At 47.2% G+C, this 16,380-nt stretch carries 17 protein-coding genes; 3 read left to right on the top strand and 14 right to left on the bottom strand.

What is annotated here, in order from left to right; genetic code table 11:
- The first annotated feature begins 94 nt into the window (after positions 1 to 94).
- On the top strand, positions 95 to 1,741 hold the full coding sequence (gene spoVB / locus BBG47_RS13880; protein WP_254659822.1) for a stage V sporulation protein B: 1,647 nt from the start codon (positions 95 to 97) through the stop codon (positions 1,739 to 1,741).
- 2 nt (positions 1,742 to 1,743) lie between these two features.
- On the opposite strand, the gene BBG47_RS13875 is transcribed toward spoVB, so the two are convergent.
- Complete coding sequence (locus tag BBG47_RS13875) at positions 1,744 to 2,511, bottom strand: YetF domain-containing protein (protein WP_065292185.1); 768 nt, start codon at positions 2,509 to 2,511, stop codon at positions 1,744 to 1,746.
- 140 nt (positions 2,512 to 2,651) lie between these two features.
- Positions 2,652 to 3,965 (bottom strand): ArsB/NhaD family transporter, encoded by a 1,314-nt coding sequence (locus BBG47_RS13870; RefSeq protein ID WP_065292184.1) that lies wholly within the window; start codon positions 3,963 to 3,965, stop codon positions 2,652 to 2,654.
- A 174-nt stretch (positions 3,966 to 4,139) separates the two neighbouring features.
- On the opposite strand from BBG47_RS13870, the gene BBG47_RS13865 reads away from it, so the two are divergent.
- Together BBG47_RS13865 and BBG47_RS13860 are read left to right on the top strand one after the other, a co-directional pair.
- On the top strand, positions 4,140 to 4,538 hold the full coding sequence (locus BBG47_RS13865) for a TIGR04086 family membrane protein (protein WP_065292183.1): 399 nt from the start codon (positions 4,140 to 4,142) through the stop codon (positions 4,536 to 4,538).
- A 119-nt stretch (positions 4,539 to 4,657) separates the two neighbouring features.
- Positions 4,658 to 5,518, top strand: a complete 861-nt coding sequence (locus tag BBG47_RS13860; RefSeq protein WP_083189293.1) for a phosphatase PAP2 family protein — start codon at positions 4,658 to 4,660, stop codon at positions 5,516 to 5,518.
- A 107-nt stretch (positions 5,519 to 5,625) separates the two neighbouring features.
- On the opposite strand, the gene yajC is transcribed toward BBG47_RS13860, so the two are convergent.
- The 12 genes from yajC to sigY all read right to left on the bottom strand — a co-directional run bounded on the left by yajC (position 5,626) and on the right by sigY (position 16,159).
- The gene (gene yajC, locus BBG47_RS13855) at positions 5,626 to 5,940 is read right to left on the bottom strand and encodes a preprotein translocase subunit YajC (protein ID WP_021258750.1); all 315 of its coding nucleotides are present in this window, start codon (positions 5,938 to 5,940) and stop codon (positions 5,626 to 5,628) included.
- A 102-nt stretch (positions 5,941 to 6,042) separates the two neighbouring features.
- The gene (tgt, locus tag BBG47_RS13850; protein WP_065292182.1) at positions 6,043 to 7,179 is read right to left on the bottom strand and encodes a tRNA guanosine(34) transglycosylase Tgt; all 1,137 of its coding nucleotides are present in this window, start codon (positions 7,177 to 7,179) and stop codon (positions 6,043 to 6,045) included.
- A 20-nt stretch (positions 7,180 to 7,199) separates the two neighbouring features.
- The gene (gene queA / locus BBG47_RS13845; protein ID WP_065292181.1) at positions 7,200 to 8,246 is read right to left on the bottom strand and encodes a tRNA preQ1(34) S-adenosylmethionine ribosyltransferase-isomerase QueA; all 1,047 of its coding nucleotides are present in this window, start codon (positions 8,244 to 8,246) and stop codon (positions 7,200 to 7,202) included.
- A 12-nt stretch (positions 8,247 to 8,258) separates the two neighbouring features.
- A complete protein-coding gene (locus BBG47_RS13840; protein ID WP_065292180.1) occupies positions 8,259 to 10,424 on the bottom strand; it encodes a SpoIID/LytB domain-containing protein in 2,166 nt (721 codons plus the stop codon).
- A gap of 62 nt (positions 10,425 to 10,486) precedes the next feature.
- A complete protein-coding gene (gene ruvB / locus BBG47_RS13835; protein ID WP_021257037.1) occupies positions 10,487 to 11,497 on the bottom strand; it encodes a Holliday junction branch migration DNA helicase RuvB in 1,011 nt (336 codons plus the stop codon).
- Positions 11,498 to 11,511: 14 nt separating this feature from the next.
- Positions 11,512 to 12,138 carry a Holliday junction branch migration protein RuvA gene (gene ruvA, locus BBG47_RS13830; protein WP_065292179.1) on the bottom strand — a complete coding sequence of 209 codons (627 nt, stop codon included), beginning with the start codon at positions 12,136 to 12,138 and terminating at the stop codon, positions 11,512 to 11,514.
- Positions 12,135 to 12,638 (bottom strand): crossover junction endodeoxyribonuclease RuvC, encoded by a 504-nt coding sequence (gene ruvC / locus BBG47_RS13825; RefSeq protein WP_036592604.1) that lies wholly within the window; start codon positions 12,636 to 12,638, stop codon positions 12,135 to 12,137. The genes ruvA and ruvC overlap by 4 nt, the downstream gene beginning before the upstream one ends.
- A gap of 135 nt (positions 12,639 to 12,773) precedes the next feature.
- Positions 12,774 to 13,949 (bottom strand): cation:proton antiporter, encoded by a 1,176-nt coding sequence (locus BBG47_RS13820; RefSeq protein WP_065292178.1) that lies wholly within the window; start codon positions 13,947 to 13,949, stop codon positions 12,774 to 12,776.
- Positions 13,950 to 14,121: 172 nt separating this feature from the next.
- Entirely contained in the window at positions 14,122 to 14,862 is a 741-nt protein-coding gene (locus tag BBG47_RS13815; RefSeq protein WP_065292177.1) for a BofC C-terminal domain-containing protein, read from the bottom strand.
- A 179-nt stretch (positions 14,863 to 15,041) separates the two neighbouring features.
- Positions 15,042 to 15,248 carry a sigmaY antisigma factor component gene (locus BBG47_RS13810; RefSeq protein ID WP_065292176.1) on the bottom strand — a complete coding sequence of 69 codons (207 nt, stop codon included), beginning with the start codon at positions 15,246 to 15,248 and terminating at the stop codon, positions 15,042 to 15,044.
- Positions 15,241 to 15,642, bottom strand: coding sequence for a YxlC family protein (locus BBG47_RS13805; RefSeq protein WP_065292175.1), 402 nt, complete (start codon positions 15,640 to 15,642; stop codon positions 15,241 to 15,243). The genes BBG47_RS13810 and BBG47_RS13805 overlap by 8 nt, the downstream gene beginning before the upstream one ends.
- Entirely contained in the window at positions 15,635 to 16,159 is a 525-nt protein-coding gene (gene sigY, locus BBG47_RS13800; protein WP_065292174.1) for an RNA polymerase sigma factor SigY, read from the bottom strand. The genes BBG47_RS13805 and sigY overlap by 8 nt, the downstream gene beginning before the upstream one ends.
- Positions 16,160 to 16,380 lie beyond the last annotated feature (221 nt).

Raw genomic sequence — 16,380 nt, 5'->3', positions numbered from 1 at the left:
TCAACACATTCGGTATGGTTTGTGGACAACCGCATATGAATGATATTGGGCAGCAATTACGTGTGCTGAAGTTTGCGCGAGAAGAGGGATGCTATTGTCAAAAAATACCTTACAAAAACAAACATTTATTCAAGGAACACTTATTTTATTGGCAGCCGGCATCGTGAACCGCATCCTTGGATTCATCCCACGCATTATGCTGCCGCGCATCATTGGAGCAGAGGGCGTAGGCATTTATCAGCTGGGTTACCCCTTCCTCATCGTGATCATTACGTTAATAACGGGTGGGATTCCACTAGCAGTGGCCAAGCTTATCGCAGAGGCAGATGCTACCGGCGATCAACAACGAGTAAAACGGATATTGTCATTGTCACTCAAAATAACGATTGGGGCATCCCTATTATTTTCAGTTGCCTTGCTTGTTCTTGCACCATGGATAACGACGCACGTTCTAACGGACAGCAGAGTATATTATACGTTCATGGTGATGACCCCTATCATTATCGTGATTGCTGCCTCATCCGTGCTTCGAGGGTATTTCCAGGGCATGCAGAACATGATACCAACCGCGATGTCTCAAGTTACTGAGACCATAATACGGATCTTTACCGTCATTTTATTTGCATATATGGGCTTGCCTTACGGCTTGGAATGGGCGGCCGCTGGCGCCATGGCAGGTGTAGTGGTTGGGGAGATCGGAGGATTTGCCGTACTTGCTTGGATGTATTACACGGCTCGAAAACGTCACTCTCAGAGCAGCGCTCAACAGTTCAATGCAGTGCAGCAGCCAATTAAAGGTGGACAAGAGCCAACGGGCGCAACCTCTTTCCCAGTTCAGGGCAATGTCTTGCGAAGACTGCTGCAAATCGCGATCCCTGTTACAGGAGGCAAACTGGTTGGATCTCTGTCCTATTTATTAGAGTCCATCACAATCGCACGCAGTCTTGCAGCAGCCGGTATCATTACCGCAGTCGCAACGGCGCAATACGGAGCACTTCAAGGCATGATTATCCCCATTCTCACCTTGCCAGGAGCACTTACTTACTCTCTTGCGGTCTCACTCGTCCCTGCCCTGTCCGAAGCACTTGGCCGCAGAGATACGACCACCATTCAGAAGCGCATTCATCAGGCTCTCCGGCTTGCGCTCGTAAGCGGAGCACCTTTTGCCGTTGTTATGTTCGTACTGGCTGTTCCCTTATGTTCTCTGCTATACAACGATGTAACCGTTGCTCCAATGTTGAAATGGATGGCGCCTGTCGCTATTTTTATTTACCTGCAAGCCCCGCTCCAAGCTGCTCTCCAAGCGTTAGAACGTCCGGGAACAGCTCTCGTCAATACATTCATAGGAGCATTTCTTAAAATTGGGTTGATTTTATGGCTCGCGGCCGATCCGAAATTAGGCATTACCGGCGCGGTTATTGCCATCAATGTGAACATCGTTGTCGTAACAACCATGCACGCATACAGCGTCGTTCGCCATGTTGGCCTTAAGCTTCCTTGGCTTGATTTCATCAAAGTTGGAGCCGCAATGATCATTACGGCCGGATGCATACAAGCGACATATATTCATTTTCCGGGTTCTACGGACGAGCATCTTGTACTTCGATTCATTATTTCTTGTATTGTTGGGATTGTTGTCTATATTCTGCTTCTTATTATGATGAAATTAATCGATCGCAGTGATCTTTCTCGCTTTCCTTTCTTTCGGCGCTTCTTTCATGCGAAGCCTGATCCAAAATAATATCAGCGCTTGAGCTTGCTCGGGTTGCTATCTACGTAAATATGGCCCTTATGGTCAATGGAACAGAAGAACACTTGCTTAAAATCATGGACACCTTTTTGTTGAATTTGATTTTTTAACCAGAACCGTGTCTTTTCGATGCTTAGCAAATTCTGATCCTGCACCTTCCCCTCCATAATGAGCGGCAAGGGAAGGGATGCGAATTGATATTGGTGTGCTTCCGGCAGGGCGGGCTGAGTATTGGATGGTTTGGACTTGCTTTCCTTCTGCCCTTCCTGCTTGCTTGCATTTGAGCTCGATGAGTTCTGATTTGGCTTTTCCTCACTTACCTTAAATACGGACAATTCCCCTGTTGATTCTAAAATGGCGTAGGTAACATCATTGACGTTGTCGATTCCTTGTCCCCGCAGTTGCAGCATTAAATCATCCAGATTATATCGCTGCTTCTTCATAACGTCCTGCTGCAGCACTCCATTGGCAATAATAATGCTTGGAGTCCCGTCAAATACCTCGCGCATTTTCGGGCTCTTTAACGTTACGAATGCAAGCGTAACCTGGATGACGAGCAGTACAATAATTGGGGCAAATTCCACAAGGATGGGACGCTCTGAATCGTCAATCGTCATGACTGCAATATCTGCAATCATGATCGAGATGACAAGGTCAAAAACTGACAGCTTACCGATTTCACGCTTGCCCATTACACGAAGAACAATAAATACTGCAAAATACATCAACACTGTACGAAAAACGACGGTCCAAAGTCCCATATGTTACGCCTCCCTCGCTGCCGATTGTCGGATTGCGATAGCCGCTTTCATTGGTATTCTGACCGTCGTGATCGTGAAGCATACTGCTTCATTATTATTGAATTGTTCCCATCCTGTATCTTACAAATGGACGATTGTAATTATAGGATGAACAGCAAAATGTATCCTGTTGAAATCAAAAGCGAGATAATCGTAATCGGCGCACCTATTTTCAAAAAGTCCATATAGCCAAAACCATGACCCTCACGCTGGGCCATACCCGCCACAATGACGTTAGCAGATGCACCTATCAGCGTTCCGTTCCCGCCAAGACATGCACCAAGCGCAAGTGACCACCAGAGTGGATTCAATTGGTTCGGGTCTGTAATCCCCATCTGTGTCCCGATATCCTGCAAGAGAGGAATCATTGTCGCGACGAACGGGATGTTGTCAATCGTAGCCGATGCAATACCGGATACCCACAAGACGAGCATCGAAGTCTTGGTCATATCCCCGTTTGTAAGTCCGAGCGTAAGTTCTGCAAGACGGTTGATGACACCTACTTCGATCAAACCGCCAACAAGAATGAACAATCCGATAAAAAATAGGATCGTAACCCACTCGACTTGATGGAGTGCCTCCTCAAGCTCCACCTCACTTTTCAAACCAATAAGCATCAAGATTGTTGCGCCTGCCATTGCAACAACAGCAGCCTCAACGTGAATGACTGAATGGAGTGCGAAACCAAGAATCGTAAAAATAAGCACAGTAAGAGACTTCTTCACAAGCTTAGCGTCTGTAATGTACGAAGCTGCCGACAGCTCCATCAATGCTTGCCGCTGCTCGTCCGACACCTGCAGCTGTTTGCGGTAAATGAACAACAAACATCCGATAATGATAATTGCGATGATAAACACAATCGGAGCCAGGTGCGTCAAGAACATGTTGAAAGTCAAATGCTTATTGGCAGATCCAATCATAATATTCGGTGGATCGCCTATTAGGGTTGCTGTTCCCCCTACATTCGAAGCAATAACCTCCGCGATTAGAAATGGTACTGGGTTAATTTTCAGCATACGTGTAATGGAAAACGTAATCGGCACCATGAGCAGCACCGTCGTTACATTATCCAGAAATGCGGATCCTACTGCTGTGAGCAGGAACAAAATGAGCATGATGCGCTTCGGATGTCCCTTAGCCCGCTGTGCTGCCTTGACAGCAGCGTATGAGAAGATCCCGCTCTTGTTCGTAATCCCCACCAGAATCATCATTCCAACGAGCAGGAACAGCGTATTCCACTCGATATGGGTTGTAAATGCCGTATGGACATCTACAATTTGGAGGACGAGCATCACAACTGCGCCTAAAAGCGCAATAACAGCTCGGTTAATCTTCTCCGAAATAATGATGGCATACGTGATTAAAAACACAATGACCGCCGCGGTCACTTGCCAATTTGCTACAGTATGTCCCACAAGACTCCATCCCTCTCTACCTTATAAGGCTCTGTTTGCAACTTTCTTCTATACTGACCTTTTGTTCACACATTATAACGCTGTCTTTTTTTTTCGTCTATGCCTTGTACTAAATTGGATAGCTTGCCCATACGATGAATACTAATCATAGAAATGATGGGAGGAGCGTGTAAGATGAATGCGATTCAGAATGTAACGCGCTGGAAATTAGGCCACCCGCTAGTGGCGGGAATCGTCTACGCCTTCGTTTGGATGGCTCTCGGTGCACTCGCCTTGTCAGTCTTGCTATATTCAAGCTCAACTAGTGAAGACGAAATGAAAGGCTATATTTATATTATCCATTGTATCGCTCTTTTTATCGGTGGATGGACTTCTGGCAGAAGAAGCGGCAAAAAGGGCTGGTACTATGGAGGAATGACAGGAATCTTCTATGTGCTGCTCGTCATGCTGATTGGTTTTCTTGCAATGGATGCAGGGGTAAGCGTTCAAAAACTCGTCCAAACAGTAGCAGCGTTCGCTGTCAGCGCAATTGGGGGTATTATCGGTGTAAATATGAGCAAGTCCAGCCAGTAAAGGAGGAAAGCCTTGCTCTCAAATGGCCGGAATGATCGCATCATGTAATCCCCACCCAATTGTGTTATACTATTGGAGTTTACAAAACGGCAATGTGACATAACATTAGGGGGATTCTCGTGGTTCTATTTCAATCCATGCAGACTGTCACGCTGTGGACCATCGTAACCGTCATTGTACTTGTCTGGTTTGGTTCACGCAGACAGCCGCTAGCTGTCGCTGGAGCATTACTACGATCATTGTGGACATCGCGTTCTTTTCTGATTGCGTTCATTGCGATGGTGCTTATTCTCATGGTCAATGGCTTTGAGCTTACGCTCGAAAAAGTGCTGCAGATTAATTGGGATTTCACTTCCAATATTCATCAACTTGAAGGACAATTCGTATACAGTGTCCAGCAGATTTTCAATCATCCGCTATTAACGCAATTTGTTTCCTTTTTCTATATTGTTGTCTTTCAAGCACTTATCGTAGCCTCACTCGGGATTTATACAACAAACGGGAATATCCGAATGGCGCACGCTGTATGCTATGCCATTATGATTAACTACATCGTAGCTATCCCATTCTATTTATTTTTCCCAGTTAATGAGGTATGGTCGTATGCGCCAGCCGGGGTCAGCTTCCGCATGCTGGAGGTGTTCCCGAACTTCGAGGAGCAATATCGCGCCCTCTCTGGACTTGATAATTGCTTCCCAAGCTTGCATACGTCAATCTCCGTAACGGTCGCTCTGCTCGCTTCACAGTCTGGCAATCGCAGATGGGCCATCTTTACAGCAGCAAGTGCAATTATTATTGTGTTCTCGATCTTCTACCTCGGCATTCACTGGTTAACGGATATGCTGGCTGGAACCGTACTTGCTATGGTTGCATCATGGGTGGGCTTGAAGCTTGCAGGTGTTCAACCCAAGCTCAGCTTGCTGCCAGATCGGCAGAAGACATTCAGCAAGTCTTATACCAATTCCAACGACATAAGCTAATCATGCTCCTGCTCCCTTCGGCATACGGCGCATGATGTAACGAAAGAAGGGGCTGGCCATTGCATCTCATGCAACGGTTAGCCCCTTCTCCTATGCTTGGCATCAACTTAGGATGCGCTTGTAGATTCATCTACAGATACAACTTGACTAATTGCACTGCGATCGAATGTCATTTTTGTAACGTCATTTACACGCAACACGACTGTGTCGTCCGTAATTTCCATGATGCTGCCATGAAGACCGCCAATCGTTACGATCTTGTCTCCCTTTTTCAATGCACCAAGCATTGAGTTCCGCTGCTTCTGCTTCTTCTGCTGAGGACGGATTAACAAGAAGTAAAATACTGCAAACATCAAGACGAACGGCAACAACATTTGAAGAAACCCACCAGTTCCTCCTGCCTCTGCTCCTGCTATCAACATGTATGTATCCCCCTTTCAAATAATGAAATAATTATGTATAGACTGCCGAACGAGCTGAAGCATCCACAAATGTGGACGATTCAACAGGCAGCATGTCTACTGTTAGAACCCGCTCTCGTTGCGGTCCATTCCATAAGCTTCAAAGAATTCGTCTCTGAAATCGCGCAGTCGATCTTCACGGATCGCCTCGCGTACTTGACTCATCAAGTTCACCAGGAAATACAGGTTATGATAAGTCGTCAAGCGAAGACCAAATGTCTCATCTGCCTTAATGAGATGGCGCAAATACGCACGCGAGTAGTTGCGGCATGTGTAGCAATCGCACTTCGGATCAAGCGGCCCGAAGTCGCGAGCATACTTCGCATTCCGTACAACAAGACGGCCTTGGCTTGTCATAGTCGTACCATTGCGGGCGATGCGGGTAGGAAGTACGCAGTCGAACATGTCCACCCCACGCATAGCTCCCTCGATCAAAGCATCCGGTGATCCAACCCCCATCAAATAGCGGGGCTTATTAGCCGGAAGCAACGGAGTTGTGTAATCCAGCACCTCGTACATCAAGTGTTTCGGTTCTCCTACACTAAGTCCTCCAATAGCATACCCCGGGAAATCCATCGAAGTCAAATCCTTCGCACTCTGGCGGCGAAGGTCTTCATACATGCCACCTTGGATAATCGCGAATAGCGCTTGATCGTGTGGTCTAGCATGGCTCTTCAAACAACGTTCTGCCCAACGAGTTGTACGCTCAAGCGATGGCTTGATATATTGAGGTTCAGCCGGATACGGAGGACATTCATCGAATGCCATCATAATATCAGAGCCTAACGCGTTCTGAATCTCCATCGCTTTCTCTGGAGACAAGAAGAGCTTGTCCCCATTCAAGTGGGATCGGAAGTGAACCCCTTCCTCTTCAATCTTACGCATATCGCTAAGACTAAATACCTGGAACCCGCCGCTATCCGTCAAAATCGCGCGATCCCAATTCATAAACTTATGAAGCCCGCCAGCTTCGCGAATGATTTCATGCCCTGGACGAAGGAAGAGATGGTACGTATTGCTCAAAATAATCTTGGCTTCCATCTCTTTCAACTCTTCTGGGCTCATCGTCTTTACTGTTGCCAATGTCCCAACAGGCATGAAAATTGGTGTCTCGAAGGAGCCGTGCGGGGTATGAACCTTGCCAAGCCGCGCTCCCGTCTGCTTGCATGTCTTAATTAATTCGTAAGTAACTGCTGCCATAATTGTATCTCATCCTTGTATTAGGTTTCCGTTGCATTATCATAAATGAACATGGCGTCGCCAAAGCTGAAGAAGCGATATTCCTGCTCAATTGCTTCCTGATAGGCAGCCATAATATGTTCACGGCCAGCCAGTGCGCTGACAAGCATCACTAATGTCGATTTCGGGAGGTGAAAGTTCGTTAGTAGCGAGTTCACAAGCTTGAATTCATATCCTGGATAGATAAAAATGTCTGTCCAGCCCGAACACGGCTCAATCGCCTTTCCGACGAATCTCCCTGCAACCGTTTCTAGTGTTCTTGCTGATGTAGTTCCTACTGCAACTATACGGCCGCCTTGCTCTTTCGTTTCATTAATTGTTCGTGCCGTCTCTGCACTCACTTCATAATATTCCGAATGCATGACATGCTCTTCAATCGTATCAGAAGACATTGGTCGGAACGTGCCCAATCCTACATGAAGGGTAACATACGCAATTCGAGCTCCCTTATTTTCCACTTCCGCTAGGAGTTCTTTCGTAAAGTGCAATCCTGCCGTAGGTGCAGCAGCAGATCCCTCGTGCTTCGCATACACGGTCTGATAACGTTCACGATCATCTAGTTGTTCTTTAATATATGGAGGAAGGGGCATTTGCCCAAGCTCATCCAATATTTCATTGAAAATGCCCTCATATGTGAAGCGTAGCAATCTCGCCCCCATCTCACGCTCTTCCAACACTTCCGCTTTCAACTTATCACCGAACACTACAACCGTTCCCAGCTTGACTTTCTTCCCTGGCTTCACGAGCGCTTCCCAGCAATCATTCTCTTCCTGATTGAGCAAGAGAACTTCCACCTTAGCGCCCGTATCTTCCTTAACTCCGAACAACCGGGCAGGGATAACCCGAGTGTCGTTCAGTACCAATAAATCACCTGGCTGTAAATAATTCATGATATCAGGGAATGCATGGTGCTCCACTTCACCAGTCTGGCGATTCAATGTTAATAATCGAGATGCAGTCCGTACTGCCAACGGTGTCTGCGCAATCAAATGCTCTGGTAAATGAAAATCATATAAGTCCACATTCATCTGCTAACCGTCCTAACGCTTCACTAGCTCTACATTTTTGTAATAGTATTGCAAAATCGCTTTATAGTCATACCCTTGATCGGCTAATCCCTTGGATCCCCATTGCGACATTCCGATTCCGTGCCCATTACCTTTGCCAACAAACAAGAACGATGTCGCTTCTACGACTGGCTTCTGCTCTTCCTTGGTAGGCGACACTTTGCTTGTCGTACCTTTCCCATTCACAGCTACCATGCTGCTTGGGAGCTTCCCGCTTGTCTTGCTGCTGCCGCTGACAACACGAAGCTGTGAGGTATCTTTAACGGATTGCAATTTGCCATCTGCCCCAACGATAGAAATCGAGGATGTGCCTGTCCCGCTACCATTGCTGAGGACATCAGACACCACACCTGATCCGCCAGGAACGATATCGAACAAAGTACTCGGCAGACCGCCAAATGCATAACGGAAGTTGTCTGGATAACTAACCGCGACAGGCTTGCCATTAGCTTCGATCTTGACAGCACGTCCAGATGGACCTCTTTCCGTAACCGCTAGAGTCTTAATCGTTCCGCTTAATGTCGTCTCTGTCCGATCCTTCAGCCAGCTGGTAATCTGCTCCGCTGTATAAGGGCCTCGTACCCAATTCATTTCATTATTTTCTTTAATCGTTTCAAGCACAGTTAACTTTGTACCCTTATCGACCTTCCCTACGGGCTGAACGTCTGTCTGAATAGCCGGTGTTGGGCGTACATTCGTACTATTTTCAAGAACGGTTGCCGTCTGCCCGGATAGACTCACTACATCCTCACGAACATATCCTGTTTTACCATCTGGCAAGGATACGCGATACCATGATTTGGAACCTGCCTCTGCGACATCGTCTGGACTATCGACAACTTGGAAGTAATCGTAAGATCCGCCCCAGACTTCCATCGGATCAGCCGTCTTGCCGCCTGCATTGGAATTGAAAATGGCCTCGATTAGCTTGCCGTTCTGCATCAACACTTCTCCAGCAGTCTCTTCCACGGCTCTCTTAATGTCTGGATGCTCTTTCTCCACGCCGAAGTAGGCTTGGCTTAATGTTGTATCTACCACATTAGCAATCTCGAATTTGTCCCCTTGATACAGTGCAAATGTACGAGCGGCTACTGCCTGCGCTTTCAATGCATCCATCGGCCAGCTGGAATAGACCTCTCCACCAACGACCGATATCAAATATTCTTCAAGCGGCACTTCATTAACCAGCGCCAGCTTGTCCTTATATAGACTAACCTCCATCACGCCGCGGTACGCTCTTCCGCTTCGTTCGCTTACCTTAATCGTCGTCGTCGTTTTCGGCTTCACAATCCACTTCGCACTGCCGTATACGCGGTAATGAGGAGTAAGCGCGTTGCCAGTCGATTCCATGCTATGTACAGCAGCACCTTGGGCTTGTACAGCGCCCGCCGCATATCCCTTCGATGAGACTACAGATTGTATCCCACTAAGCTGTGCATCCGAAGCAGCTTGTCCTGCCCAGACCGCTGTCCGCACTCCACTATCCGTTGCCAATGTCACCACATAAGCATCAAGATCTGCATCCAACAAGGATTGTTGTACATTTTTGGCCTCATCTTGGGAGCCATATGTGCCAGCTTGCACATAATGGGGGCCAACGACGGATGGTTCATATCCCTTCACCGTCATTCCACGCATCTTGTCCATAGCTTGGGAGGCAGATTTGCTGGTAGTATAGCTGCCAGCATAGACAGCGAAGAATGTCGTTCCACGTCTTGGAATCTGGGTAATATATGCTGGCCCTGAAGACTGTGCCTTCTTCATAACCGATTGCGCCTCAGTTAAATCATCGGTTTCGAGTAATTTCACTTTATAATCATCCGCACTAAAGCGAGCTTGTCCACCATCCACATCAACGCTGCCTTTGGAACTCGCACCAATTCGCGCTTCCAATTGCAGCGATGCTGTGGAGGCCAGAGACAGGAGCGATGTTTGCCCAGGTGATCCTTTGCTCAAATTAGCGAACAAAGCCACTCGGATATGATTCTGAAGAGCAGCTTGCTCAGGTCTTGCATCGTTACTTGCTGCCGCATACGCGACGTTAGCTGGCTGTATAAGAGCATACGGAGCTCCACATAGCAGCAGAGCCCCCGTAAGCACACTTGCAACGGATCGGATAACGTTCCTGTTGTTATTCAAGTTTCCCCATTCCTTTCCTCTGTCACGTCTCCTCTGCATACGCCAATTTGTACGCGTTTTACTTAATTTTGTTCCGGTATAGGCAATCCTAAATGAGTATAGGCTTGAGGGGTAACCATTCTACCCCGAGGTGTCCGCTGAAGAAAACCAATTTGCAGCAAATACGGCTCGTATACATCCTCGATGGTCTGGCTCTCTTCGCCAATCGTTGCCGCAATCGTATCCAGCCCTACTGGGCCTCCACGAAAATTCGTAATCATCGTGCGCAGCATTTTGTGGTCAATTTGATCAAGGCCAAGTGGATCAACCTGAATAAGGCGCAGCGATTCCTTCGCAATGGCTGCGGTAATGATGCCATCACCACGTACTTGCGCAAAATCTCTCACCCGTTTTAATAATCGGTTAGCAATCCGCGGCGTCCCTCTTGATCGAACAGCAATCTCATCCGCTGCTTCCCCCACAATTTGGACTTCCAATATGTCCGCGGCACGCGACACGATATAGCTCAATTCATCCTTATTGTAGAACTCCAAGCGGCTCACAACGCCGAAGCGATCACGAAGCGGAGCCGAGAGTAATCCCGCTCTAGTTGTGGCACCGATCAAGGTGAACTTCGGCAGATCCAGGCGAACGGATCTGGCGCTTGGCCCCTTCCCGATAATAATATCGAGTGCGAAGTCCTCCATAGCCGGATACAATACTTCTTCTACAGTCCGATGCAGTCTATGAATCTCGTCTATGAAGAGGACATCCCCTTCCTGCAAGTTCGTTAGCAATGCCGCGAGATCGCCCGGTCTCTCAATCGCCGGCCCCGAAGTCGTACGAATATTTACGCCAAGCTCATTGGCAATAATGTTAGATAAGGTCGTCTTTCCAAGACCAGGAGGTCCATACAGCAGGACATGGTCAAGCGCTTCCTTGCGGAGCTTAGCAGCTTCAATGAAAACCTTCAAATTATCCTTCACCTGCGACTGACCGATATACTCGGACAAATAACGCGGTCTTAGGCTTAACTCGACTGCCTGATCTTCCATCATGCAATTGGCTGATATGATGCGTTCGTGCTCTTCCATCTTAACCGCCTTTCTTATCCTTTAAACAACGCCTGCAGCGCCTTCTTTATTAAAGAATCTACACTTTCATCCGCATGAATGCGATGTTGCAAGTCATTCCATACACGATCAAGTTCTGTCTCTGTATATCCCAATGCTTTGAGTGCTTCTCTAGCCTCTGACCATACATTGCCGTCCACACTGTCATCGTCTGCTACTGTGACATTCATGAACAAGGCGTCCGGATGGATATCCAGTCCGATACCGTCCAGCTTATCCTTCAGGTCCAGAATGATACGCTGAGCCGTCTTCTTGCCGATACCCGGCAGCTTCGTTAAGAACACAATATTCTCTTGTTGAATGGCAGTTACAACTGCTTCCGGCTTGCCACAGCCTGCTAGAATGCCAAGCGCTACCTTCGGCCCTACTCCGTTCACATCGATCAGCCTGCGGAATAGCTTCTGCTCCTCTCGCGAGCTGAATCCAAAGAGCAATGTTGCATCCTCACGCACATGATAATGAATATATACGGTGACTGCCCCTTCCTGCTTTGCAAAAGCATAGGGATTCGGGGTAAAGACACGGTACCCAACGCCTTGAACATCCAAGACGATATATTCGGTTTCTAAATGAGCAACCTGTCCACGCAAAAAATCGATCATGATCGCCATACTCCATTCAATTTGTCATTAAGCCCACTCGAATGCGCATGGCATATCGCCACCGCAAGAGCATCAGCAACATCATCGGGCTTCGGTATCTCCTTCAGCTTCAAGAACAGCTTCACCATCTCTTGAACCTGCTTCTTCTCTGCCTTCCCATAACCAACAACAGCCTGCTTCACCTGCATGGGCGTATATTCTGCAATCGGTATGCCGCGCTTGGCAGCTGCTAGAATGATAACACCGCGTGCTTGTCCAACAGCAAACGCATTCGTGACATTTCGATTGAAGAACAATTTCTCTATCCCCATAGAATCTGGTTTATACTTGTCTAGCAGCTGCTCCGTAGCTTCATACACCTGCAGCAGCCGCATCTCCGGCGCTGTCGAAGGTTCTGTCTGAATACAGCCATATTGTACAGGTACAATCCGACTTCCTTGTTTATCTACAAACCCAAATCCTGCAATCGCAATCCCTGGGTCAATCCCCAAAATACGCAAAAAAAATCTCTCCCTCACCGCATCCATGTACCAGTAAGCGAACATATGTGTTCACTCCATTATAACATAGATCGTGAAGAAGAGAATGAGTCATTCCTATGATGTTTGCAGGGAAAACAGCCTAATTACGGCCGATTACTTCCCAGCTGATACTTGATTTGCCGCTGTCTCAGTTGTAGAATGACGGAATGCTATCTTCAACATCGGAGGCGTCACCAATGTCGTCATAATGATGACAATAACGAATGGTGTGAAATACACTTTATCGAACAAGGCGCCTTCAAGACCCGTCGTTGCAATAATAAGTGCAACCTCACCGCGGGATACCATCCCGGAGCCGATCCCGATCGCACTCTTGCGATCAAATCCAGTCAGTCGAGCTCCCAATCCACAGCCGAACAGCTTCGTTACAATTGCAATAACGGTAAACAGTACAATAAACCATACATACTCCCCGAGGCCTTCGAAGTTGACATTAATCCCAACACTTACGAAGAAGATTGGTACGAAGATACCGTAAGCAATTGGCTCAAGGCGATGTTCTACCTCATGCTTGAACTTCGTCTGCGAGATGGCAATCCCGGCAGCGAATGCACCGATAATGCCTGCAACGCCCAAATAGTCTGCAAAGTAAGAAAAGGCAAAACAAATAATAAGCGCCGCACTAATAACGGCTTCGGTAACGCGAAGCGGTGCAAGCCACTTCATCACTCGAGGCACTACATAAATCCCTGCAAGTATAGCTACGACGAAGAAAATAACTTTCTTCCCGATAATAAGTCCGATTGAAGCGCCACCGCCTGCACCAAGCAAGCTGAGCATGAAGGCAAGAAGTATGACAACAAGGATGTCATCCACGACGGCTGCACCAAGAATGGTCGTACCTTCCCTAGTGCTAAGCTGTCCTAGATCCTTCAGTGTCTGTACCGAAATACTTACCGATGTAGCGCAGAGCAGCAAGCCTACAAACATGGATTGGGTCGAATCTAATCCGAACAACAGACCACCACTATATCCACCGATAAACGGAAGAATGACCCCGCCGACTGCTACAGCGAACGCCGCCTTCCAATTCTTCTTCAATTCATCCAAATCTGTCTCCAGACCAGCAATGAACATAAGCAAAATGACGCCAACTTCCGCCATTTCCTTAATTAGTTCACCATCTGAAACCCATCCGAGCACAGCTGGTCCGATAATTATCCCCACAATGAGTTTACCAAGCACGGCTGGTTGACCCAATCGTACAGTGAGATCACCTGCGATCTTTGTCGAAGCCAAAATGATGAGCAACATGAGAATAAGTTCCATTGGCATTCCCCTTTCCGCTGTACAATTATTATGACCGCAAACCGACATTTTTTTTGTAGGTGGCTAAGGGCAATCCATACCATTTTTCTTTATGTTACATTTCATGTCCCAAACCCGATGTTTTTACAAAAAAAGAAGGACGTCGGTTACGGCGTCCTACTCGTTATTGCCTCTATTTTGTAATACGTTCATTCGGGTGGGTTGGTTTCATGACTTTCTTCGTCTCTTCGATCGCATAATCGCTAAACGTAGACAGCACACTATGATAAGCATCGACATCTGTAATGCGGATCCCTTGAAATAACTGCTTCATCACCTTCGGAGGGAGCGAACTCTCCATGGACTCTACATCCAATTGGAAAAATGTACGTATCACCTTTCCACCTTCAGGCGGCCCGTCATACAACGTCAGATTACCATCCTTGTCGAGGCTAATATGCGCCTTATCCTTGCATGTTCCGGACAACTCTTCAACCTGTTCCTCCAAGATCACCCGTCCGTTGGCATCCATGGATACCGACCAGTCTGGATGGTTGAGCACGAGCTGAATAATGTCACGTGTTGGCTTTGCACCCAACACTTCATCATTTTTTCCGCATATATATTGCTTGCGAGCAATGACTTCACGCTGTTCATCCTGCTGAACCAACTGCGCGATCACAAGCTGGGCTGATTCATTAAGCTTAGACTCATTATCCTTCCATAAGGCGAAGGTCTCAATCGAAGATGGCTTATCATAGTCCGCCAGCATATTTCGCACACGATCAGACAACTGTATCCCAATGGCAACTACCGCCACGAACAACACAATTGCAGCCAAAGACCATATCGGCTTGCGGAAGCGCCGCAAACGCTTCTTCCATTGCTTCACTCGAAAATAGAACCTAGAGACGGTACGGTGTTCTCGAGCCATAAGTAATCCCCTCTAACTGCTTGTTAATTTGAGTAGAGCATTTGATTCCACGATGCCAGAATCATCTTGCTTTGCTCACAAGAAAAAGCCGCCAGAATCATTACTTGTATTACTTGGAGGCTTTTCTTATAGTGTGGCCCAGATAAAGGGGAAGTTATACAATTAATCTGTCTGTTCCTTCATTTCAATTTTCTCCACGGCCGAATAACGAAGCATATATAGACAAGCAGCGGGAGAGGGGTTCCCGTGAATCCCCAGATCCCCCAGAACCAAGGGTACTTATTCCGCCTGCGAGCATCCAGAAACAACCAAGTTCCTTGAATGAGCAGAATGATTCCAATTAGAACCCAGACCCACCAAGGGACATTCTCAGGACCGTTATTCATTCTGCTCACTCCCATTGCTCGGATGGATACAAATTGCCCAGATAAGAACCGCCCCACACAGAGAAATGAGCTGCATCCAGACATAAATATACCAATTCGCTTGCGCGAGACTGCACCCGCCGCCAACTAGCAGCAATGCAGCACTCCATAAGACAAGCAGTTCTTTCCACAGCCGTCTACGGTTCCTCTTCTTCGCCTGAAGCAATGCCTGCTGGATATGGGCAGCACTCGGATGCGGAGAATGGCGATCACTCCATTCATCTAAGTGTTCCCAGTGCGGATGCAGTCTCTCCTCCCATGCCGAGTCCTGTTCCGGATGTGTAGCATGATTGAACATCGGTACTTGATGTAGAGAATCTACATGTCCTTTCTTGTTATCTTGCTTCTCACTCATCTTGCTTCCACTCCTTCCGCAGCTTCTCCAAGCCATAGTGCATGCGTGATTTTATCGTACCTGCCTGAACGTTCAACATTTCTGCAATTTCATTAACCTGATATCCATAATAATATTTCAACACAATTGGAGTCCTCTGTTCGTAGGACAACTCACCAAGGAGCTCCAGCGCTGCCGTCCACTCCATATTGCTTGATTCCATTTGATAGCGCAGCTGACGTACAGCTTGTTCCTGCTCTCGCCATTTGCTCTCCACTTTCTTGCGGCGCATCTTGTCATAAAACAGACGTGTCGCAATCGTAATTAGCCATGACGAGAATCGTGAACTCCCATTGTACGTATGAATCTTCTCCATACACCGCACCATCGTGTCTTGAACCAAATCTTCAGCATTCGAAGAGCTCATCGTTAATTTCAAGGCATATTTATATAGAAAGGAGTAATTATCATGCAGCAGCACAGCAAGTTCATCCATGTCTCCTCTGACTGCTCGCTCTATCCGATGCTGCTCAGACATGTATTCGCCTCCTTTCCTTAATATCATAACGCAACGAGCTTTGCGCAAAGCAACTATATTACGAAATATCGTTAGGAATCGTTCAAGAGAATTATTAAAAAAGTTGAAATAATCATTTAGGAAGGAAGGATGGAAAAAAAAGAAGGATTAGAATAGCAAAAACCGCCGGTTATAACCGACGGTTGATGATAATGGTCGGGACGACACGATTTGAACATGCG

Origin of the sequence: Paenibacillus sp. KS1, from assembly GCF_001680695.1 — a bacterium.
Taxonomy (GTDB): domain Bacteria; phylum Bacillota; class Bacilli; order Paenibacillales; family Paenibacillaceae; genus Paenibacillus_B; species Paenibacillus_B suaedae.
This window is presented reverse-complemented; position numbering and strand designations above follow the sequence as displayed.

Bases quoted from the DNA above. Each gene is read 5' to 3' on its own strand.
- BBG47_RS13875 (WP_065292185.1), bottom strand. From the start codon at position 2,511: ATGGGACTTTGGACCGTCGTTTTTCGTACAGTGTTGATGTATTTTGCA.
- BBG47_RS13865 (WP_065292183.1), top strand. From the start codon at position 4,140: ATGAATGCGATTCAGAATGTAACGCGCTGGAAATTAGGCCACCCGCTA.
- yajC (WP_021258750.1), bottom strand. From the start codon at position 5,940: ATGTTGATAGCAGGAGCAGAGGCAGGAGGAACTGGTGGGTTTCTTCAA.
- tgt (WP_065292182.1), bottom strand. From the start codon at position 7,179: ATGGCAGCAGTTACTTACGAATTAATTAAGACATGCAAGCAGACGGGA.
- queA (WP_065292181.1), bottom strand. From the start codon at position 8,246: ATGAATGTGGACTTATATGATTTTCATTTACCAGAGCATTTGATTGCG.
- ruvB (WP_021257037.1), bottom strand. From the start codon at position 11,497: ATGGAAGAGCACGAACGCATCATATCAGCCAATTGCATGATGGAAGAT.
- ruvA (WP_065292179.1), bottom strand. From the start codon at position 12,138: ATGATCGATTTTTTGCGTGGACAGGTTGCTCATTTAGAAACCGAATAT.
- BBG47_RS13820 (WP_065292178.1), bottom strand. From the start codon at position 13,949: ATGGAACTTATTCTCATGTTGCTCATCATTTTGGCTTCGACAAAGATC.
- BBG47_RS13815 (WP_065292177.1), bottom strand. From the start codon at position 14,862: ATGGCTCGAGAACACCGTACCGTCTCTAGGTTCTATTTTCGAGTGAAG.
- BBG47_RS13810 (WP_065292176.1), bottom strand. From the start codon at position 15,248: ATGAATAACGGTCCTGAGAATGTCCCTTGGTGGGTCTGGGTTCTAATT.
- BBG47_RS13805 (WP_065292175.1), bottom strand. From the start codon at position 15,642: ATGAGTGAGAAGCAAGATAACAAGAAAGGACATGTAGATTCTCTACAT.
- sigY (WP_065292174.1), bottom strand. From the start codon at position 16,159: ATGTCTGAGCAGCATCGGATAGAGCGAGCAGTCAGAGGAGACATGGAT.